At 58.7% G+C, this 20,810-nt stretch carries 14 protein-coding genes, 1 tRNA gene and 1 other RNA gene; 10 read left to right on the forward strand and 6 right to left on the reverse strand.

Features of this window, described 5'->3' with window-relative positions:
- Window positions 1-97 precede the first annotated feature (97 nt).
- Both HMPREF1627_RS03340 and HMPREF1627_RS03345 read right to left on the reverse strand, forming a co-directional pair.
- On the reverse strand, window positions 98-379 hold the full coding sequence (locus tag HMPREF1627_RS03340) for a hypothetical protein (protein WP_034501104.1): 282 nt from the start codon (window positions 377-379) through the stop codon (window positions 98-100).
- A 192-nt stretch (window positions 380-571) separates the two neighbouring features.
- Entirely contained in the window at window positions 572-1,372 is an 801-nt protein-coding gene (locus HMPREF1627_RS03345; protein WP_052040814.1) for a hypothetical protein, read from the reverse strand.
- A gap of 186 nt (window positions 1,373-1,558) precedes the next feature.
- Between HMPREF1627_RS03345 and ffs the strand changes: the two genes are divergently transcribed.
- The 6 genes from ffs (at window position 1,559) to HMPREF1627_RS03370 (ending at window position 13,974) form a co-directional block, all read left to right on the forward strand.
- An RNA gene (gene ffs, locus HMPREF1627_RS10145) (signal recognition particle sRNA small type) lies at window positions 1,559-1,656 on the forward strand.
- Window positions 1,657-1,906: 250 nt separating this feature from the next.
- On the forward strand, window positions 1,907-8,125 hold the full coding sequence (locus tag HMPREF1627_RS03350; RefSeq protein ID WP_052040815.1) for an MSCRAMM family protein: 6,219 nt from the start codon (window positions 1,907-1,909) through the stop codon (window positions 8,123-8,125).
- A 158-nt stretch (window positions 8,126-8,283) separates the two neighbouring features.
- On the forward strand, window positions 8,284-10,932 hold the full coding sequence (locus HMPREF1627_RS03355) for a DNA polymerase III subunit gamma and tau (RefSeq protein WP_034501105.1): 2,649 nt from the start codon (window positions 8,284-8,286) through the stop codon (window positions 10,930-10,932).
- A 3-nt stretch (window positions 10,933-10,935) separates the two neighbouring features.
- The gene (recR, locus tag HMPREF1627_RS03360; RefSeq protein WP_034501106.1) at window positions 10,936-11,532 is read left to right on the forward strand and encodes a recombination mediator RecR; all 597 of its coding nucleotides are present in this window, start codon (window positions 10,936-10,938) and stop codon (window positions 11,530-11,532) included.
- A gap of 31 nt (window positions 11,533-11,563) precedes the next feature.
- A complete protein-coding gene (locus HMPREF1627_RS03365; protein WP_034501107.1) occupies window positions 11,564-12,289 on the forward strand; it encodes a response regulator transcription factor in 726 nt (241 codons plus the stop codon).
- Between the two features lie 8 nt (window positions 12,290-12,297).
- On the forward strand, window positions 12,298-13,974 hold the full coding sequence (locus HMPREF1627_RS03370) for a sensor histidine kinase (RefSeq protein WP_034501108.1): 1,677 nt from the start codon (window positions 12,298-12,300) through the stop codon (window positions 13,972-13,974).
- 37 nt (window positions 13,975-14,011) lie between these two features.
- Here the strand turns inward: HMPREF1627_RS03370 and HMPREF1627_RS03375 are convergent, their stop codons facing one another.
- Complete coding sequence (locus HMPREF1627_RS03375; RefSeq protein WP_034501110.1) at window positions 14,012-15,736, reverse strand: phosphoenolpyruvate--protein phosphotransferase; 1,725 nt, start codon at window positions 15,734-15,736, stop codon at window positions 14,012-14,014.
- 185 nt (window positions 15,737-15,921) lie between these two features.
- Between HMPREF1627_RS03375 and HMPREF1627_RS03380 the strand changes: the two genes are divergently transcribed.
- Together HMPREF1627_RS03380 and HMPREF1627_RS03385 are read left to right on the forward strand one after the other, a co-directional pair.
- Entirely contained in the window at window positions 15,922-17,238 is a 1,317-nt protein-coding gene (locus HMPREF1627_RS03380; protein WP_034501112.1) for an aspartate kinase, read from the forward strand.
- A gap of 31 nt (window positions 17,239-17,269) precedes the next feature.
- Window positions 17,270-18,319 carry an aspartate-semialdehyde dehydrogenase gene (locus HMPREF1627_RS03385; RefSeq protein WP_034501113.1) on the forward strand — a complete coding sequence of 350 codons (1,050 nt, stop codon included), beginning with the start codon at window positions 17,270-17,272 and terminating at the stop codon, window positions 18,317-18,319.
- A gap of 142 nt (window positions 18,320-18,461) precedes the next feature.
- Here HMPREF1627_RS03385 and trxA read toward each other — a convergent pair whose 3' ends face one another.
- The 3 genes from trxA to HMPREF1627_RS03400 all read right to left on the reverse strand — a co-directional run bounded on the left by trxA (window position 18,462) and on the right by HMPREF1627_RS03400 (window position 20,162).
- Window positions 18,462-18,863, reverse strand: coding sequence for a thioredoxin (gene trxA / locus HMPREF1627_RS03390; RefSeq protein ID WP_267958468.1), 402 nt, complete (start codon window positions 18,861-18,863; stop codon window positions 18,462-18,464).
- An 83-nt stretch (window positions 18,864-18,946) separates the two neighbouring features.
- Window positions 18,947-19,654 carry a TetR/AcrR family transcriptional regulator gene (locus HMPREF1627_RS03395; RefSeq protein ID WP_034501115.1) on the reverse strand — a complete coding sequence of 236 codons (708 nt, stop codon included), beginning with the start codon at window positions 19,652-19,654 and terminating at the stop codon, window positions 18,947-18,949.
- A gap of 64 nt (window positions 19,655-19,718) precedes the next feature.
- The gene (locus HMPREF1627_RS03400; RefSeq protein WP_034501116.1) at window positions 19,719-20,162 is read right to left on the reverse strand and encodes a (deoxy)nucleoside triphosphate pyrophosphohydrolase; all 444 of its coding nucleotides are present in this window, start codon (window positions 20,160-20,162) and stop codon (window positions 19,719-19,721) included.
- 97 nt (window positions 20,163-20,259) lie between these two features.
- On the opposite strand from HMPREF1627_RS03400, the gene HMPREF1627_RS03405 reads away from it, so the two are divergent.
- Window positions 20,260-20,330 (forward strand) — tRNA-Gly (locus HMPREF1627_RS03405).
- A gap of 63 nt (window positions 20,331-20,393) precedes the next feature.
- Window positions 20,394-20,786: an MmcQ/YjbR family DNA-binding protein gene (locus HMPREF1627_RS03410; RefSeq protein WP_034501117.1), complete on the forward strand. Its 393-nt coding sequence runs from the start codon at window positions 20,394-20,396 to the stop codon at window positions 20,784-20,786.
- Window positions 20,787-20,810 lie beyond the last annotated feature (24 nt).

A 20,810-nucleotide genomic window follows, 5' to 3' on the forward strand; every position in this document is an offset into this window, starting at 1 on the left:
GGATCGGGTATAAGAAAACCCGTTCCTGCGCAGGTGCGGGAGGCATGAGAAAACCCCGCTCGCAAGTCGCGGCGGGGTTTAGGGTTGCTTCAGTTAGCTATGCAGCAGTATTGGCATTTTGCGCTGCGAAGCCCGCGCGGAGTTCTTCGAGTTCAAAATCAAAAGCTCCGGCATACTCGTCATTAAAAGCAACGAGCCGCTCAATCCAATCTTGGTTAACTTGCTTGTGCTCGACAAGCGCAGCGACCGCGCCCTCTACGTCCGGGCCGTCGTATTCGAGCATTTCTAAGAAGACAGGAATATACTCACGGTCGCCTAACGCTTCCAAAAGCGCGACCACATCAAGAACAAACTTTGTTGGGGTGTCACGCGATTCCATAGACTAGGTATCCCCTATCTAGTCGCTCTGATGGGATAAATACCCTTAATTTTACCGCGCGGGTTATAGTCTCGAATCAGCGGATCGCTCTCGACTCGCATGCTCATAATGAGCACGAGCGCATTTGGAAAGAGAAAGACCCCGCCCGCCCGCAGCGTGCGGACGGGCGGAAACTCTATATCGCCTCGGAAATCAGGCGCGACGCTTGCGAGCAGTCACGGCAGCGCCGCCAGCAGTTGCTACAAGAGTAGCCGCAGCCAAAACTCCTGATTCGAAACCAGTCTTTGCCAGTGCAGGCTTCTTAGGCGACTGAGTTGTCGGCTGGTCAGGAGCAGGCGTGGTGGGAGCCGTTGTCGAAGGACTCGGGGCAACGGTCGTGGGCGTTGCAGGCTGAGTCGGTGCCGGAGGCTGAGACGTGGAGGGCGCGGGAGTCGGCGTTGCTGCAATCTGGCGGATCACGATGTCAGTATCGCGACCAACTGCGCGTGCGTCAGCCGGATTATTCGGGTCCACGGTCTGCGCGGCCTCGTTGAAGCCGAAGACCGACTGGCCGGGAACGATTTCGTAGCCGCCGGGAAGCTGGGGGAGAGCGGTTGACGCTGCGCGAGAAGGATCCGTTTGGTCATTGGCATAGACCGTCGAAGCCAAAACTTGACCAGAGGGATCGACCAGACGAATCCGTCCGAGGTGTGAGTACTGAACCTCGCAGACAAAGTGCATGGCAGGATTGTCTGGATCAAAGTTCACGGCAGGCGCGGAGGTCTGCAAGGTGTAAGACCCCGGGACGACGGGGCTGGGTGTTGAGGGGAGCGTCGCCGCGCCCGCGGCGGGCTGGTACTCCTGGCGAGGCTCAAGAATGGTTTCGTTTTCGTCTGCGATGTAGCAGGTGGCGGGGCCCGCGACCTCGGCGGCCTGCGCCGACTGCTGAGCAAAGACGGGTACTGCTGCGACGAAGAGTAGTGCTGTCGCTGCACAAGTCAGTTTGGTTCGCATTGAAATTCCAACCAGCTTTCTACCTATATGTTCAAACGCGGTGATGGGGATGCGCTCATTCGATTCAAGTTTATATCGAGTGGGTGAGCTGGCCAAATATGTGGCTTGGAGGGCTAGGGGAAGCGGGAGGAAGATTGTATTCATTACCACGGGTCGCCGCGAAAGCTCTGCTCCGTGTAGACTGTTCCCGGATCCTCCGTGTGACGGTATCATCCGAACCTCCCCAGGGCAGGAATGCAGCAAGGATAAGGGTGCGCTGCCGGGTACGCGGGGGGTTCTTTTGTATTTGGGCGCCAAAATGGCGGGATTTATCCTGTGTAACTACGCACATGTGGTTACGTAGCGACCTATTTTTGAGACCTCGAAAAACTCATCATTTTTCCAGCTGGAGAGCAAATTTCTTCGCCCTCAACATCCGGGCATTTGCGCAGGTCACTAGTTACTTGTCGATACAAATGTGAATCCGTATATACGTGTCACCTTATTACAAATAGAATCGACCTGATCCATCTCTACCTTCAACAGGAGAACACAGTGCATAACGTCGGTTCGCGCTCTATCTGGCGCCGCGCCGGTCAGATGTTGTCAGTCTTGATCGTCGCAACCCTCGTGGTTTTTGGACTGGGAAATAACCCCAGCCGCGCCGCAACTCCCGTCCTCAACGTCAGCATTACCCCGGAAAAGACTTCCTACAATTCCGGCGATACCCAGAAGTACACCGTCTCATGGTCGTGTACTTCAGTGACCGAGGACTGCGTGGACTCCGTGATTAAGGTGCGCATTCCCCATGCTGTGAACCAGGCGGGCGATGCCGTCGATAAGGCAGTTGCAGCAAACCTTGCAGCAACTGCTGCTTCGGGAACGCCTGCGGTGAGCGCGAATATCACTCGGGGAACAGCTACCACCGACGCTTACGTTACCTACAACATGGGACGTATTCCCGCGGGTAACTCCTACCAAGCTGTCATCACCTTCGAAATGCCGAACAGCTACACACCTGATCAGTCGACAGTGTCGCCCGAGGTTTCATTTACTTCGGCAGATACGACGGTGACCGACGATACGAAGGTTACTAACCACGCGGAAACTACTCTTGCTCTGACAAAGAAGAAGCCCACCGCGATCGGTCCGAAGGGTAGCAACGTTACCTATTCCTTGACACCCACGATTACCTCCGGAACGCTTGGTCCGAACCGCGGCAAGCTCGCGGTTGTCAACACCAAGCTGGTCGATAAACTGCCGAGCTGTGCTGTCTACGTCAGCGCAACTTCCCAGGGCTCAACTGATGGATCTGAGTTCACTGGAGCAGAACCGACCTACGATGCAGCGACACACTCCCTTACTTGGGATCTGGGAACAATGGTTCCGAATGTCGTGACTCTGACAATCAACGTCACGCTCAACTACCCGACGACCTGCGCAGATACGACGGTTACCAATACCGCAACCGTTACGGGTAGCCCCTACGGTGATCCCACGAAGACCGCAGCCGCTAATTCCTCGGTCTCGCACGACTTTGCCGACAGGGTCACCTATGGCGGTACCTTCTCCAAGAATGCCCTGCAACAGTTCAAGCGCGGTCAAAACGGCATGTGGCTCTACTGGTACAGCAACACCTCAAACATGCCGATTGTTCTTGAATACACCGACTACCTCAGCTGCGCACTGACCTCGCCAACTGATGGATCAACCGACTGTGCGAACCCTCTGATGTTTGCTCGCGGGGCAGAACTCAACACGACTTCTCCGGTCGAATTCACCTACTGGACCAATAAGGGCAATACGGGCACTCAAACGCTTACCGCCTCGAAGAAGTTCGATTCAACTGTCCTGGCAACAGACGAATACATCACGAAGTTCCACTACAAGCAGACCCTGAACCCCTCGGAAAACGGACGTTTCATCGTCCAGGGCCAGATCAACGCAAAGACGCCCACGACTGAAGCCGGGGCCGACTACGTTCGTGCCGACACGAATTCAAATGCATGGAAGGCCGGAACAGATCCCTCGTGGGTTCGCGTTCAGAACTGTGTGACCGACCTGTCGATGAAGTCCGAAGACGGGACTCAGTCCATTGGTATTCCGGCGGATAACCTCTGTGACATCCTCCTGCTTGAGACCTCGCGTCCCTCGTACTACAACGCAAAGTCGACCATTGCGAACTCTCAAGCAGCTCCGGGCCAGGAAGTGACCTTCTCCATCATTGCCAACAACCGGACGATGTCTGCACCGGCTCAGCCGATCATTGCCGACCTCCTTCCCTGTGGCATGACCTATGTCGAGAACTCGGTTGCGGGTGGACCACGAGGCTTCAACGCAACCGTCGACTCCTCGCGTTGGGTCACGGACGCAAGCGGATGCTCGCGCCAATTGGTGACCGTTACGTGGCCCGGCTTCAAGGGTGTTGACGCTACAGGCGTCACCTTGCGAGGCCTCGTCACCAACAAGATGAAGCCCGGAACCTACACGAACCAGGCATTCATCTCCCCTGCAGAGCGCGAATACCAGAACGCTGATCCCTGCTTCTACTCGGGCACCACCGATATCTACGACATCAATGCCAATGGCTCTGTCACCGATAAGGTCTGTCCCGTAACCTCAGGCATGAGCGTCAACGAGCTGGCTGCAGCAGGCGTTGTTCTTGAGAGCCTCGGCTCAGTCCCCGGCTCGGTGTACATGAAGTACAACGACGGCACCTCACTGATCCGTCAGGGTGAAAACGGCACCTTCCGCATCACCCCGACCAACACCGGTAACGCCAACCTGTCGGATATGACCGTCTACGGCACCCTGCCGCACGTCGGCGACACGGCAGTTCGCACCAGTGCAAGCCGTGGTTCCGAGTGGGCACCCATCATGACCGGACCGATCCAAGTCCAAGCCGGAGATGGAATTGACCCCTCTCAGGTCAGCATCGAGTACTCGACCTCGTACAACCCTTGCCGTGGTGAGGTCATGGAACGCGGAAAGGCCAAGGCTGACGGACCTGCTGGATGCGATAACAACTGGACCTCGAACCCGGCTTCGTGGAGCGACGTTAAGTCTTACCGCATCTACATCAACGGCAAGACCACCCCGATCGAGGGTGGCGCATCGATCCCCCTGATCGTCCCGATTAAGGCTCCCGATAACGCCAATGGTGTGGCCTACGAATCGGTTGCAATCGCAGCAACCCAGGCTTCCTCGAACCAGGCGGTCTTCCCCAGCGAACCCTTCAAGGTCGCCATCGCCTCGGCCTTCGACGTGGCACTCAACAAGAGCGTTACTTCCGATGCCTCGGCTCTCTCGCCCGGCGATGAAGTGACCTTCCGTGTCGACGCCGCAAACACGGGTCAGGGCCTGTCCGCGAACACCAAGGTTTCGGAGAAGCTGCCTGACGGCGTCACCTTCGTGAAGTCCGAATCCTTCATGTGTCCCACCGGCTACGTGTCGGGTACCCCGGATGCGTGCGAGGCCGGTGCTGCGGCCGGCACTTACGACGTGAATAGCGGAGTGTGGACCATTGGCGACCTGACCGCGGGAAGCCACGCCTCGCTGTACGTGACAGTTCGCTTGAATGACGGAACCGATGGCAAGACCATCACCAACAACGTCGAATTCAAGGACCTGCCTCCCTACGACGTCAACCTGAACAACAACAAGGCAAGCACGTCGATCACCGTCAAGCATCGCCTCGCAGGCAAGGTGTACTTCGATAAGAATGACTCCTCGTCCTACACCGCCGGTGAAGAGGGCTTCAACGGTGTGACCGTGAACCTCGTGGACGCAGCCGGAGCAGTTGTTGCCACCACCACGACTGACGCGGATGGTAATTACTCCTTCGCTAAGCTTGGCGCAGGCACCTACACGGTGAAGGTCGTCAAGGATGGCGATCTCGCCAACCTGACTCAGACCGAAGACCCTGATGGCACGAAGGACAATGCCTCCGGTGCAATCACACTCAACGCGGACAACCCCGTTCGTGAGAACGTGAACTTCGGTTACGTGAAGAAGCATGCGATCTCGGGCAACATCTACCAGGATGAAAACCGCGATAAGACGAAGAACGGGGATGACATCAACCTCTCCGGCGTGACTGTCACCCTAGTCGACGGCTCGGGCAACGTTGTCGCAACCACCACCACTGACGCCTCGGGAAATTACAACTTCCCCGGCCTGCTGGACGGTACTTACACGGTCAAGGTGGATACGACGGGCAAGCTCGCTGGCTTCGAGCAGACCGAAGATCCCAGCGGTGCGGCAAACTCGCAGTCCAACCCCATTACCTTCACGCGTAATGATCCGGATGTCGCCGATGTGAACTTCGGTTACGCAAAGAACTACACCGTGACTGGTTCGGTCTACTACGACAAGGACCGTAACTCGTCGATGGGTACGGGCGAGCAGGGATTCGGCGGGATCACCGTCAACCTGCTGGATAAGGATGGAAACATCGCCGCCACCACCACGACTGCGGCCGATGGTTCTTACTCCTTCGGCAAGCTTCCTGCAGGAAAGTACTCTGTGGAGGTTGAGCAGTCTGACCTGCTCAAGAAGCTGGAGCAGACCCAGAACTCGACTGCACAGTTCACCCTGAACAACGCCAGCCCCTCCAAGGACAAGGTCGATTTCGGCTTCGCAACCAACTACACCCTCAAGGGCACGGTCTACCGCGATGGCAATCGCTCCGAGGCGCTGGATGCTGGCGAGAAGCTCTACCAGGGCGTGACTGTCGAACTGCTGAACTCGACAGGTAACGTTGTGGCCACCACGACCACCGATGCGCAGGGCGCCTACAAGTTCCAGAACTTGGAAGCGGGCGACTACAAGCTTCGCGTCGTCAAGGATGGAGCGTTGGCTGATCTGGTTCAGACCGAGGATCCGGATGGAACCGCGGACAATACCTCTGGCGTGTACACGCTCAAGCTTGAGGATCCGATCCACGAGAACATCAACTTCGGTTACGTTTCCAACAACACTATTGAGGGAAGCGTCTACCGCGATGACTCGCGCAACGGTAGCCAGAACGGCAACGAGCCGGGCTACACCGGAGTCACCGTTCAGCTGCTGGATAAGGACGGCACCGTTATCTCGACCGTGACGACCGATGCCAATGGCCACTACTCCTTCTCCAACCTGCCCGATGGCGACTACTCCATCAAGGTTGTGAAGGATGGTGCGCTCACGGATACCGAGCAGACTGAGGATCCGGACGGAACTAAGGACAACGCCTCGGAAAAGATCACTCTGAGCGAGGCCACCCCGAAGAAGTCTGGCGTGAACTTCGGTTACGTTCCGGACTACTCGATCGCCGGTAACATCTACCGCGATTCGAACCGCTCCGAATCCAAGGACGCAAGCGAAACTGTCTTCCAGGGGGTCACCGTCAACCTGGTTGATGCCTCGGGCAACATCGTTGCAACGACGACGACCGACGCTGACGGAAACTACTCCTTCTCCAAGCTGCCTGCCGGTGACTACACCGTGAAGGTCGTCAAGGATGGCGCCATCAAGGATATGGACCAGACTGAGGACCCGGATGGAACCAAGGACAACGCCTCGGGGAAGATTTCAATCGGTGCGGACAACCCGACCCAGACCGGTGTGAACTTCGGATACAACCCGAACAACATCATCAAGGGTTCGGTCTACCGCGACGATAACCGTTCCTCTTCCCTGAACTCCGGCGAAGAGGGCTACGAAGGCCAGACCGTTCAGCTGCTGGATGAAAACGGCAACGTCATTGCGACGACTCAGACCGGCGCGGATGGCAGCTACTCCTTCGAGCACCTGGCCGATGGCACCTACTCGGTGAAGGTTGTCAAGGACGGCGCCCTTGCGGATACCGAGCAGACCGAGGACCCGGATGGTACGAAGGACAATGCCTCCGAGCCCATTACCCTGGATCCGACCCAGAGCGTGAAGGAAGGCGTTAATTTCGGTTACGTTCCGGATTACTCGCTCTCCGGCACGATTTACCGCGATGGAAACCGCAGTGCCTCCCATGATTCCACCGAGAATCCCTACGCGGGTGTCACTGTGAACCTGCTGGATTCGACGGGCAATGTTGTGGCGACAACGACGACGGATGCCAACGGCGCCTACAGCTTCTCCAAGCTGCCCGCCGGTGACTACCGCGTCAAGGTTGATACGACCGGAACGCTCAAGGGCCTGGACCAGACTGAGGATCCCGACGGCGTCGCGGATTCGACCTCTGGAACGATCTCCCTGAACAACGCGAACCGCACTCAAAGCGGTGTGAACTTCGGTTACATCGAGAACAACTCGATCAGCGGCACGATCTTCCGTGACGAGGCCCGCAACGGCGTCAAGGATCCCAGCGATCCCGGCTTCCCCTCGGTCAAGGTGACCTTGCTTGATGAGAACGGAAACGTCGTGGAGACCACCACCACGGATTCCAACGGCGCGTACAAGTTCTCGCACCTGCCCGATGGCAAGTACCGCGTGAAGGTTGATACGACCGGTGTCTTGAACGGCCTCGAGGTCACTCTTGATCCCGATACGCTCAAGGATTCTCAGTCCGAGCTGATCGAGCTTGGTGAGTCGAACCCGACCGTTGAGAACGTTGACTTCGGATACATGGAGAAGGAAGTTCCTCCGGCTCCGCAGCCCGCTAAGCAGCCGAACCCGAAGGCTGTGCCCTCGAAGTTGGCGCGTACCGGCGCTGAGTCCGGGGTCCTGGGCTGGGGTGTTGCCGCAATGATTGCCGGTGGTGCGCTCCTTGCACTCCGTCGCCGAGGCCGCATCTCCTAATGCGCGTTGTCGCCGCTGAGTCGGTGGCATAGACGTGAGTCGGTGGAGGTCCAAGTGGGAAACTACTTGGGCCTCCACTTTTATGATTTTTGCGGTGTTCTTGCGGCTTGGGGCGAAAACAGGACGCAAATGAGCGCGCGGGGCCGTAAAGTTCAAGTGTGACGACAGCTCTTTATCGCCGGTACAGGCCCGATACCTTCGAACAGGTCATCGGTCAGGAACACGTGACCGAACCTCTTCGTGCGGCTCTTCGCGCCCACAGGGTGAATCATGCGTACTTGTTTTCTGGCCCTCGTGGGTGTGGCAAGACAACCTCTGCGCGTATTTTGGCGCGCTGCCTGAACTGCGCTGAAGGCCCAACGGACACTCCCTGCGGCCAGTGTGAGTCCTGTCGTGAACTGGCAACTGGTGGCCCGGGTTCGCTTGATGTTGTCGAAATCGACGCCGCCTCCCACGGTGGTGTGGATGATGCGCGTGACCTACGTGAGCGCGCTACTTTTGCACCGGTGCGTGACCGCTACAAGGTCTTCATCATCGATGAAGCCCACATGGTCAGCCCCCAGGGCTTCAATGCTCTGCTTAAGCTCGTGGAAGAGCCGCCCGAGCACGTGAAGTTCATCTTCGCAACGACCGAACCCGAACGCGTGATCGGAACCATTCGTTCCCGCACGCATCACTATCCTTTCCGCCTGGTACCACCGGATATCTTGGAGCCCTATCTGCATACCCTGTGCGATGAGGAGAACATCCGCGTCGGTGAAGGTGTTTTGCCTCTGGTTATTCGCGCTGGTGGCGGTTCTGTACGTGACTCGCTATCCGTGCTGGATCAGCTCATGGCCGGCGCTATCGAGGGTGAAATCGCGTATAAGACCGCAGTTGCACTGCTTGGTTACACGGATACCGCGCTTTTGGATGAGAGCGTTGATGCTCTTGCCGGTGGTGATGGAAGCGCAGCGTATCGCGTCATTGAAAAAATGGTGTCCTCGGGTCATGATCCGCGTCGTTTTGTTGAGGATTTCCTCCAACGTCTACGCGACCTGCTGATCATCGCCGTTGCGGGTGACGGCGCCAGTGATGTTCTGGTTGGCACCCCACACGATCAATTTGAACGCATGAGCATCCAGGCAAAGAACTGGGGTACCCAGGCGCTCTCGCGCGCCGCTGATCTGACCGATCAGGCTTTGCGTTCTATGACGGGTGCAACCTCGCCCAGGCTTCAACTTGAACTCTTGATCGGCCGAATCTTGGTACCCGCCCCAAGCGCACACTCTGATGCCGGATACGTTGCTTCCGCGCAAGGGCAGCCTGGTGGAGGCTCTGGTCCGCTTTCTGGCGGAGTTGGCCTCGTTGGGGGAGGGGCGCCTGCAGAAAAGCCTGCGGGTGCGGGTTCTTTTGGTGCTCGCCAAGCGCGTGAGGCCTTGGCTCGAAAGAAGGCCGAAAAGAGTGGGGAGCAGGGCGCTCCTCAGGATCAGCCGCAGACTCAGATTCAGCCCCAGTCCGTTCCCGAAGCTCGCGCGGAATCCCCTGCTTCTTCCGGTGGCTGGGAAGTCGCTCAGCCGGCGCAGCGTGGGGGAGACGGCCCTGCGCCTCAGGCAGCGCAGCGTCAGGCCGAACAGCATGCTCCGGTTCCCCAGCAGCGCTCGCCCAAGCATGATTCGAATCAGCCCGAGGCCCCCGCACAGGCCTCTACTCCCACCCCCGCTGCTACTCCCGCGCCGGCCCCGAGCCGCTCTGCTGGAGCAGCTGCAGGTGCTGACCTCATCCGCCAGCGTTGGGGCGATGTCGTTGAACGCCTCGCGACCCACAGCAGGGTTGTGTGGAGTTTGCTCTCGCAAAATGGGCAATTGGGTGCCGTTGATGGGGATCAATTGGTACTGCTCTTCCCCAGTCAGGGAATGGTTGCCAGCTTCACCAATGGCGGCAAAGCCCAAATCGTTGAAGAAACAATTTATGATGTCCTCGGTATTCGCCTGAATGTCAGTGCACAGGTTGGACAAGCAGGTGGTGGCCCGGCGGTTTCAACGCCTTCAGCCAACGCGCATGCCGCAGCTACGCCGCCCACGCAGGGAGCTGGCCAGCAGTCGGTACCCCAGCGTGGTGGGCAGCGCCCCGAAGCTGAGCATCGCGCCGAGGCCCCGCAGGAAGCCCCCGTTTGGCAGGTTGCAACGCCTCCGGAGTCCCCGGAAAACGCGCCCACGCAGGGATTGCGTGTTCCAGCTCAGCCGATTGACGCAACGCAGCCCTATGACCCGCAGTCGCCCGCGTCTTACGATTGGCGCACCCAGGAGCCGCCCCCTTTTGATCCCGGCGAAGACACCGATGAAGACGGCGACGCAGAATTCGAAGCGCCTGCTGCCTCGCAGCACGTGTCACAGCCAACGTCAAAGCCAGCGGCTTCTCAGGACAGTGCACTCGACCAGCCTGAAGACGACGAAGACGAATCAGAGTCTTTCGAGCCGACCGCGGGATGGAGTGAGGCGGTCATTCAGCCGCCCAGTTTTGATCCCGAAGAAGAAGAATCGGCGCCCCAGGTTCCTGCTTTTGCAGAGGTAACTCCCTTGCCCTCGCAGCGCTTTGCTGCAGTGAGTGCGCGAGAGGAAACGGACGAGAGCGACGCAGAAGAGGCCTCGCCGGAAACGGAGGATGAACCCTTCGAAGCGCCCACTGTGTCCGCTGCAGAAGACGACAGTGCCAGCATCGATGATGAGGACATGTCCGAGTCGAATCTCTTCGGGATTCCCGCGGTTTTGGATATTCTGGGCGGAACCATCATTGAACAGAAGGCTGACGACCAGGGAGGGTGGTGACGCGTGTACGAAGGAGCTCTTCAAGATCTCATTGATGAACTTGGCCAGCTTCCCGGGGTTGGGCCAAAGAGCGCACAACGCATGGCTTTGCATCTTCTCGAGGCCGAACCTGAGGACGTCGAGCGCTTGACCACCGCGATCAACGCGGTGCGAAACCAGGTCAAGCATTGCTCGGTGTGTGGGAATCTCACCGAAGACGATGAATGCTCGATTTGCCGCGATCCGCGCCGCGATCCCAGCATTATCTGCGTCGTGCAGGAACCGAAGGATATTCAGGCGATTGAGAACTCTCGGGTTTTCCGCGGGCGCTATCACGTGCTGGGTGGAGCCATTGACCCGATCCACGGAATTGGCCCTGATCAACTCAGGATTCGCCAGCTCTTGGGGCGTCTCTCTGACGGTGTCGTTCAGGAAATCATCATTGCAACGAACCCGAATATCGAAGGGGAAGCGACGGCCTCGTATCTGGCCAGAACCCTGTCCACTATTGGCGTGACAACAACGCGTCTGGCCATGGGGCTACCCGTGGGCGGTGACCTCGAATACGCGGATTCCATTACCTTGGGCCGGGCAATGGAAGGCCGACGCAATATGTCCTGAACGTCGACGGAAACTGTGAAAGGATCTTGACGTGAGTACTTCAGAATCCAACTTCATCCGCCCCGATGGGACGCCCGCGCGCATTCTTGTCGTCGACGATGAATCCGTCCTCGCTGAGCTCTTGGGATCGGCCTTGAGGCACCAGGGCTGGGAGACAAAGACCGCAGCCAATGGCTGGGAAGCCTTGGATAAGGCCGATACTTTTGACCCCGATGTCGTCGTCTTGGATATCCAGATGCCCGGCCTTGACGGGATGGAAACCTTGGAACGCCTGCGTAAGCGCAAGCCCCATCTTCCGGTCCTGTTCCTGACGGCTCGTGACGCGGTTGCGGATCGCGTTGCCGGACTGCGCGCCGGTGCCGATGACTATGTGACGAAGCCCTTTGACTTGGATGAAGTCACCGCGCGAATCGATGCGCTGCTTCGCCGGTCTGGAATGGCTTCGGTTACCGCTGAACGTGTTCTGACCGTTGGTGACCTGACCCTGGATGAAGACTCGCATGATGTTGCACGTGGTGGTGAAGCTATCACGCTCACGAACACCGAATTCGAGCTGCTGCGGTACTTCATGGAAAACCCGAACGTTGTCTTGTCGAAGTCACAGATCCTCGATCGCGTGTGGTCCTACGATTTTGGTGGTCAGGCGAACATCGTCGAGCTCTACATTTCGTATTTGCGCAAGAAGATCGACGCTGGGCGTGACCCCATGATTCATACGGTCAGGGGAGCCGGTTATATCCTCAGGCCCGCCTCCTAGGAGCGCCAATGACAAGCTCTGCCCCCCAAGCTTCGAATACCGAATCGCAAGCGCGCGCTCCCAAGCACAGTGCTCCCCAGACAAAGCGCAAGCGATCTCGTCTTCTCACTGTTCGCCTGAGTCGTTTTCTTGCTGCAGCTGTCGCTTTAGCGTTGGTCACCATGCTTGCTGCCTCGGCGCTTGCAATGCATTCGTGGATGACTTCCAAGATCGATAGTTCGCTCGAATCCATGCTCAGCAGGCTTGAAAAGAACGCAGAGCTCAGTTTGCAGCAACCTGTTCCCCCGCCCCCGCCTCCAACGGCCGGGTCACAGGACGACCAGGATGATCACGACGATGACCACGGTCCATCACAGTCGAATTCCCCGAGTTCCTCCGCTTCGCCAGGCGAACACGGACCGCGTGGCTTGCGAGGCCCGGGTTCTTCAGAAGGCCAGTTGCAGCTCATCAAGGACGACGATGAGATCGTTTCAGGTGTCGTCAAGCAATTTGATGTGGTGGAGCTCGATACCGCCGCTCAGCAGCAGATTCTCTCCTTGCGCTGTGATGGACATGGGCACAATGTCAGCCTGACGAATTTTGGCTCTTTCAGGATCATGTGCGGTCAATCAGACTCACGGACACTGGTCGTCGGCCTGTCTTTGGCGGCCAATAACTCGACGCTGATCATGTTGGTGGCTCTTGAAAGTGTCATCGCTCTGGTCGTGATTGCCGGTGCGACTTTCATCGGCCGCAAGTGGATTCGCAGAGAAATGCTCCCCTTGGGTGAGGTAGCGGCGACCGCGAGAAGCATCGGCACCAAGGACCTGATTGCTACTCCAACGGTTGAGGACTTCCAACGCGTTGATTACTCCATCGCCCAGCCTGGTGATGAGGTCGGCGATGTTGGTTACGCCCTGAATACGATGATCGACAATGTTGAAACGGCACTTCAGGCCCGCGCCGAATCCGAGCAGCGCCTGCGTCAGTTCGTTGCCGATGCCTCGCACGAGCTTCGCACTCCCTTGGCATCGATTCAGGGTTACACGCAGCTTCTGCAGAAGGGAAGCGCGGATGAAGAGCTTGCGCTCGCGCGCATTGCCTCAGAGTCTGCCCGCATGTCCGGTCTGGTTGAAGACCTCCTGCTATTGGCTCGCTTGGATGCGGGCCGAGAACTCGCCAGTGATCCGGTCGACCTGATCCCCCTGGCGATTGACGCGGTTTCGGATGCGCACGCGGCGGGCCCGGATCACGAGTGGGTCTTGGACCTTCCTCAGTTTGACGACGAGGACGAAGACTGCGTCTCCTGCACGATTGCGGGTGATGAATCTGCACTTCGTCAGGTGTTTGCAAACCTGGTGAATAACGCGCGAATCCACACTCCCGCGGGCACGCGCGTCAAGGTTGGCGTGCAGGTGATCGGCGGCGGGGCCTCGGCACCGGGGTTTGTGCGCATGAGTGTTGCCGACGACGGCCCGGGTATCCCGCCCGAGTTGCGCGCTACCGTCTTTGATCGTTTCGTCCGAGGCGATACTTCGCGCTCGCGTCAGGGGAAGGGATCGTCTGGCCTTGGGCTGTCGATCGTTTCTTCGATCGCCGAGGCCTTGGGCGGCCGGGTGGACGTGGATACCGTGTGCGAAGGCGAAGCTAAGCCCGGTGAACACGGGACAACCTTCTCAGTCATCTTGCCGGCGCTCGGTGAGTGAGTTACCGATTTTCGCTCAAAAGCGCTGACAACGGTTCTTAAAACTCCACTTCGAGCGCGGTGCGCGCACGGTAGCGCGCATCGCCCGGGTCAGCGGCCTCGACAACTGAAGCAGCAGCCAAGCGGCACTGTGCCAAGCTCACCTGAGCAAGCTGCGCGCCCACCGAGGGGATAGCCAAGCGCGGCATCGACAGTGCGGGCACACCCATACCCGCGAAAACGCAGGCCAGCAGCGGGTCAGCCGCGGCCTCGCCACACACACTCACGCTCACCCCGTGCGTAAGGCCAGCGTGCGCAACCTGCGCAATCAAGCGCAAAGGCGCGGGTTGCCAAGGATCGGAATACTCGGCAAGGTCCGGTGAGAGGCGGTCCGAAGCCATCGTGTACTGGGTGAGGTCATTCGAACCAATCGACACGAAGTCCACGTGCTCCATGATTGAATCGATCATTAGCGCCGCCGCGGGAACCTCAATCATGACCCCAGCATGCAGCTCGACCTCGAAACGCTCGGAGAGCTGGCGAACCGAGGAGACAAACCACTTGGCCTCGGCAGCCGTTGACACCATTGGCGCCATCACCGAAACCGAAGTCTCACGCTGACGCATCGCCGCAAAAGCAATCGCCTCGAGCTGGTTTTGGAGAATCTGCGGATGCGGGCCCGAGGTTCGGATCCCGCGAACGCCAAGCGCTGGGTTCTCCTCGCCGGGAATCGTCGCATAGGCAAGCGGCTTGTCGGAGCCTGCATCCAGCGTGCGCACGCATACCGAATACCCCTGGAACTCTTGGAAAATACTCGAATAAAACTCGGTCTGTTCCTCAATGGAAGGCTCGGTTTGTGCGTTGAGGAAGGCAATTTCTGAACGGAAAAGCCCAATCGAATCGGCAAGCGGAGAACGGGCAGCAGCCTTCGCGCTGGCCAGGTCGTGAATGTTTGCCAGCAAACGCACGGGATGATCATCTGAGGTGTGCGCGGGCGGTGCCCACCTGAGGGTGGCCTCGGCGCGGCGGCGGTCACGCTCCACGGCCTCGCGGGCCTCGTTTTCGGGAACGCCAGTGGTCACGGAACCCACAAAAGCGTCCATCAGTACATACTCGCCCGTGCGGATCTCGTTGATGCGACGAGCGGCCACGATGCAGGGGATCCCCAGCTGGCGCGCGATGATCGAGGTGTGCGAGGTGGGGCCGCCCAGCTGGGTCACGATTCCCACGCAGTGCGCGGGGTTGAGATGCGCCGTGTCCGAGGGCGACAAATCCCGCGCGCAGAGAATATAGGGGCTTTCCGAGGCCGCCTGTACCTTTCGCGCATGCACGCGCGCATCGCTGGCCTCGTCACCTGAGGAAGCAGCTAAGTGAGCAAGAATCAGGTCGCGCACGTCCTTGAGGTCCGCCACGCGCTCGAGCATGAGTCCGCCCGAAGCGCGGAAAACCTCGGTGAACTTTTCGGTCGCGCGAACAACCGCCTGAGGAGCAGGAACCCCGGAATAGATCCACGATTGTGCCTCCGCAATCCAGCTGGGATCGGTCGCTAGGGAAGCGGTCATCATGAGCACGTCGGAGACATCGCCGTAGGCCTGTTCGGACTGGGCGAAGAGGTCATCGCCGACGCTTCGGCAGATCTCTTCCAAATGTGCGGCACATGCGGCGCGCTCTTTGGGGGGAAGCTCGGTGAACTCTGTTGGGGGGAGGGGATGACGTGATGTCCATACGATCGGCGCGTAGGACACTCCGTGAACAACAGGAGTGCCGTAAACCGTGTGTGACATCGTGCGTTCCTTTCTTGGGAGCAGCGCTCACACTATTCTCCCATGCCCTGTAGGCCTTGGTATGTGCGGTAAGTTACGTTTACAAATTGGTACAAACGTTCACGTGTTGGTCAAAAGTCGCAGTAACCCCAAACTTTCGCCACGATTAGGGAAGGAAACCAGAACACAGACAGTTAGGACTACTCGTGGCGCTCATCGTGCAAAAGTACGGAGGCTCGTCCGTAGCCGATGTCGAAGCGATCAAACGCGTTGCAAAACGCATCGTCGACACTCGAAACGCCGGACACAAGCTCGTCGTTGTCGTCTCCGCAATGGGCGATACAACTGACGAACTCCTAGATACTGCCGCGCAGATTACAGACAATGCACCCGAACGCGAGATGGACATCCTTCTCACCGCCGGTGAGCGTATTTCCATGTCTCTTCTGTCCATGGCGATCAATGAGCTGGGAGTTCCCGCACAGGCCTTTACCGGCGCACAAGCAGGCATTCACACGACCTCCGCATACGGCCGCGCACAGATCACCGGCATGGTTCCCGAGCGCATTGCCCGCGTGATCTCGGAAGGACAGGTCGCGATTGTCGCAGGATTCCAGGGAATTTCTGATGATGAGGACGTGACGACCCTGGGCCGAGGCGGCTCCGATACGACCGCGGTCGCCCTCGCGGCTGCCCTCCACGCTGATGTCTGCGAGATCTACACCGACGTTGATGGCCTTTTCTCTGCAGACCCGCGAATCGTAAAAAAGGCCCACCGCGTTCGAACCATCTCGACCGAAGAAACCCTGGAGCTGGCCGCTCACGGAGCGAAGATCCTCCACCTGCGCGCCGTTGAGTTTGCCCGCCGCTACAAGGTTCCCTTGCACGTGCGTTCTTCTTTCTCCGAGAAAGATGGAACCTGGATTTCCGACACCCCTGCGTCCCCCTCACTTAAAGGCCTGGTTCCCGAGGCCGCATTCCTCGACCCGAAAGAAGGACAGATGGAACAGCCCATCATTTCTGGAATTGCCCATGACCGCGGCCAGGACAAGATCACTGTTGCCGGCGTCCCGAACCACCCCGGTCGCGCGGCGAAGGTCTTTAAGACCATTGCTGCTGCGGGCGCCAATATTGACATGATCGTCCAGAACATCCCCGTCGGCGATCGCACTCGCGCGAACATCACCTTCACCATTCCCGAGGCCGACGCCCAGGTTGCTCTGGATGCTTTGGATGCCGCGAAGGAAGAGATCGGTTTCCAAGAGGTCCTCTACAACCCGAACATCGGCAAGCTTTCGCTGGTGGGTACTGGCATGCGCACCAACCCGGGTGTCGCCGCACGCCTGTTCGCTGCGCTGTCTGAGGCGGGAATCAACATCGATCTGATTTCTTCTTCCGAGATTCGTCTGTCGATCGTGACTCGATTGGAAGACCTGGACCGCGCGGTTGCAGTTGTCCACTCTGCTTTCGGCATGGACGCCGAAGTTTCCGAGGCCGTTGTCTACGCTGGCACGGGCCGCTGAGAACGCGTATTTACACAAAGAGAGGCTGAAAATGGCTGGTTTGACGGTTGCTGTTGTCGGTGCGACGGGCCAGGTTGGTCGCGTGATGCGCACAATCCTGGAAGAGCGAAACTTCCCGGTTGAAACGATTCGTTTCTTTGCCTCCGCTCGCTCGGCGGGTTCGACACTCCCGTGGAAGGGCACAGAGGTCGTCGTTGAAGACGTCGCGACCGCTGACTTCTCCGGGATCGACATCGCGATCTTCTCCGCGGGTGCAACGGCCTCGCGCGAGTATGCGCCAAAGTTTGCCGAGGCCGGCGCAGTAGTCGTCGACAACTCCTCCGCATGGCGCAAGGACCCCGAGGTCCCGCTGGTCGTCTCCGAAGTGAACGGTGCAGATATCGCCGATCGCCCCAAGGGCATCATTGCCAACCCGAACTGCACGACCATGGCCGTCATGCCTGCAATTAAGCCGCTTGCGCAAGCTGCTGGCGGTATTGAGCGTCTGACCGTGTCCTCTTACCAGGCCGTGTCTGGCTCGGGACTCAAGGGTGTTCGTGAGCTCCTCGATCAGGTTCGCGGTACCGTCGATCAGAACCTCGAGGGCCTGACCACCGACGGACATGCCGTTGATTTCGGTACTCCCCAGGTTTACGTTGCCCCCATCGCTTTCGATGTTGTGCCCTTGGCCGGCTCGATCGTCGACGATGGCAGCTTTGAGACCGACGAAGAGCAGAAGCTTCGTAACGAATCGCGTCGTATCCTGCATGCTCCCAATCTGCTTGTGAGTGGTACCTGCGTGCGCGTACCGGTCCTGACCGCACACACGATGACCGTCCACGCCGAGTTCCCCGCCTCGATTTCTCGCGACGAGGCCGTGGCCGCGCTCAACAGTGCTCCCGGAGTTCGCGTCGTCGATGTCCCGACCCCGCTTGAGGCTGCCGGTGAAGACGATGTCTTGGTCGGCCGTATTCGCCAGGATCAGGCCGTTCCGGATAACCGCGGAATTGTTTTCGTGGTGAGCGGCGATAACCTGCGCAAGGGCGCAGCTCTGAATGCAATTCAGCTGGCTGAACTGGTTGCTGCTGAGCTACAGGGCTAGAGCATGTCGAACGAGCCGGGTTCTTGCGCGTACTGCGTGGGTGCCGCCTGAACGGATGCGCTCCTAGGTAAGCAATAAGTGGTGGGGACGGCTTGGCCGTCCCCACCACTTATCTGTCGTACGAAGTCAGTACTGAGTGAGGTCAGTCGTTCTGAGCTTCCTGCTTCGCGACCTCTGCGTGGACCTCTTCCATGTTGAGGGCCTGTGCCTGGGAAACCAGGTCGTCAATGGCCGCTCCGGGGATTGCGCCGGAGTTGCGGAAGATTAGGACGCCTTCGCGGAAGATCATCAGGGTCGGGATTGATGCGATCTCCAGTGCTGCGGCGATGTCCTGGTTGGCATCGGTATCGACCTTGGCGAAAACAACATCTTCGTGACGCTCTGAGGCTGCTTCGAAGATCGGGCCGAACTGGCGGCAGGGGCCGCACCAGCTTGCCCAGAAATCCACCAGCACGATCTTGTCAGAGTTGATGGTCTCGTTGAAGTTTTCCGAGGTGAGCGCGATCGTGCTCATGTGGGTACTCCTTTTTTCGGTGAGGGGCACACGCCCCGGGTTATGTTTAGCTCAACGGCGTGTGCCGGTCACTTATTCCACGATCCTATAGGAGTTTGCCAGATCACAAGTGCTCATGCGCTGACCGGGCAGCGCATGTAGGCGGTATCCCCGGCTGTTTCTCTGTCATCTGCACCGTCCTCTGAGGCGTTCTCAACCGAGGAGGGACGTTGCGCGGAGGAAGTAATGGGGATATCCGCGCCGACGCCTCGAAGAATGAAGGTTTGCACGGTGGCGATCGTCGCCTCGCGCTGCTGGGGATTTGCGGGGAGGCGATTGCCTGCCAAGCATGAGTGGATCAGGGGGATCAGTGCGTGGGGATTTTGTTTGGGGATCGCGCCGCTTTCCATGCATCGGCCGAGGATTTCCAGGAGCCTGGTCGAGATGATTGTTGCGTGATCGTGCAGGTGCGTGGAGTTCTCGCGCGAAACCTGAGTGCGCAGGTTAAAAGTCGAATTCAGGTGGTAGCGGGTCGTCATCTCCAGGTGTGCGCGGATATAGATGCGCAATTGGGCCAGGGGATCGTTGAGCTGTGCGATTGCCTCTTCGAGGCGTTGTGAGAATTGCAGGGTGACGCGACGCATGAACTCAAGGAGGAGGACTTCCTTGTCGGGGAAGTGGTTGTAGACCGCTGTGCGGCCAACTTTCGCGCGCGTGGCGATTTGGGACATCGAGATTGAATCGAAAGGCTGCTCGGCGAGCAGGCTGGCGAGCGCATCGAAAAGGCGGTTACGCGTGAGCTCTCGATGGTCGGCTAGCGAGTCCCCAATAATCTTCGGCATGTATCTATTCTGACAGAAAAAGCAGAAGTGTCTGAATCAAAATCGGGTGTGTGGGCGATGCCTATCAACAAGGAACCGCAGAAGAGTACTGCTCAATCGCAGCTTGAACGATGGGAAGGTCTGCGGGAATCCACGGAAGATCAAGGACCTTATCAAGAGGGGTCCACCGCAGTTCCAGGTGGGAGTGCCCGGGAGTGAGCCGCTGGTCGGGGTTTGCAAGCGTGCATCCCCACACCGCCATGACGCGTCCAGCAAGGATTGGCCACCATGGTCCCTCGGGGGAGAAGATGGGCTGGTGGACCACCAGCGCACACCCCAGTTCTTCGTCGATTTCGCGTACGAGGCCGCGCACGGGGTCTTCGCCTTCCTCAACCTTTCCGCCGGGGAGCTCGAAGAGGCCTCGTAAATCCTCCGGATAGGAGCGCGAGGCGCACAAAAGCGCGCTTGGGTGGGGGAGGCGATCAAAGATCGCGGCAGCAACGACGGGGCGAGGGTTGGGCGAAGTCACAGCTCATAGTCTATGTCGGAAGCTTTGGACTGAACTCAAGCGAGCCGCTATGATGAACGAGTTGCGTTGGTAGCACCGGCTGTGTGCTCGGCGCTTCGCGGGCGTAGTTCAATGGTAGAACTTCAGCTTCCCAAGCTGACAGCGCGGGTTCGATTCCCGTCGCCCGCTCCGCTAGCGGCCCCGTGTGGGCCGCTTTTTGTTACTCGAAAGACGCAGTGAATGGAGGTCCGCATGAAGGCCGACCTAGATGATGAACAACTCTGGAAGGCTGTCGTCGACGCTGCGCTCGAGCTTCCCGCAAGCGAGCTTTATCCCTTTAACGAGGAGTGGGAGGTCGCGCGAGTATGCGGTAAATGGTTCATGATCTCAACCGTCCGCGGGAAGCGGATGGTGAATCTCAAGGCTGATCCGCAGGACGCGCGGGCACTCTGTGAAAGCTTTGAATCAATCACTCCGGGTTACCACATGAATAAGAAACACTGGATCACTGTCATGCCGGGACCGGGGATTAGCGACGAACTAGTGCGCGAGCTCGTCATGGAGTCGTATCTGCTGGTAGTTGACGGGCTGCCGAAGTATCGGCAGCCTGTTGACCCCGCAAGCTATGGATACCGCGAAGACTGAGGCATTTGCTTTCAGCTAGGCCTC

It is taken from the genome of Actinomyces sp. S6-Spd3 (genome assembly GCF_000758755.1).
Classification (GTDB): domain Bacteria; phylum Actinomycetota; class Actinomycetes; order Actinomycetales; family Actinomycetaceae; genus Pauljensenia.

What these genes read in the sequence shown, in the direction of transcription:
- HMPREF1627_RS03340 (WP_034501104.1), bottom strand. Translation starts at nt 379, where the DNA reads ATGGAATCGCGTGACACCCCAACAAAGTTTGTTCTTGATGTGGTCGCG.
- HMPREF1627_RS03345 (WP_052040814.1), bottom strand. Translation starts at nt 1,372, where the DNA reads ATGCGAACCAAACTGACTTGTGCAGCGACAGCACTACTCTTCGTCGCA.
- HMPREF1627_RS03370 (WP_034501108.1), top strand. Translation starts at nt 12,298, where the DNA reads ATGACAAGCTCTGCCCCCCAAGCTTCGAATACCGAATCGCAAGCGCGC.
- HMPREF1627_RS03375 (WP_034501110.1), bottom strand. Translation starts at nt 15,736, where the DNA reads ATGTCACACACGGTTTACGGCACTCCTGTTGTTCACGGAGTGTCCTAC.
- HMPREF1627_RS03385 (WP_034501113.1), top strand. Translation starts at nt 17,270, where the DNA reads ATGGCTGGTTTGACGGTTGCTGTTGTCGGTGCGACGGGCCAGGTTGGT.
- HMPREF1627_RS03395 (WP_034501115.1), bottom strand. Translation starts at nt 19,654, where the DNA reads ATGCCGAAGATTATTGGGGACTCGCTAGCCGACCATCGAGAGCTCACG.
- HMPREF1627_RS03410 (WP_034501117.1), top strand. Translation starts at nt 20,394, where the DNA reads ATGAAGGCCGACCTAGATGATGAACAACTCTGGAAGGCTGTCGTCGAC.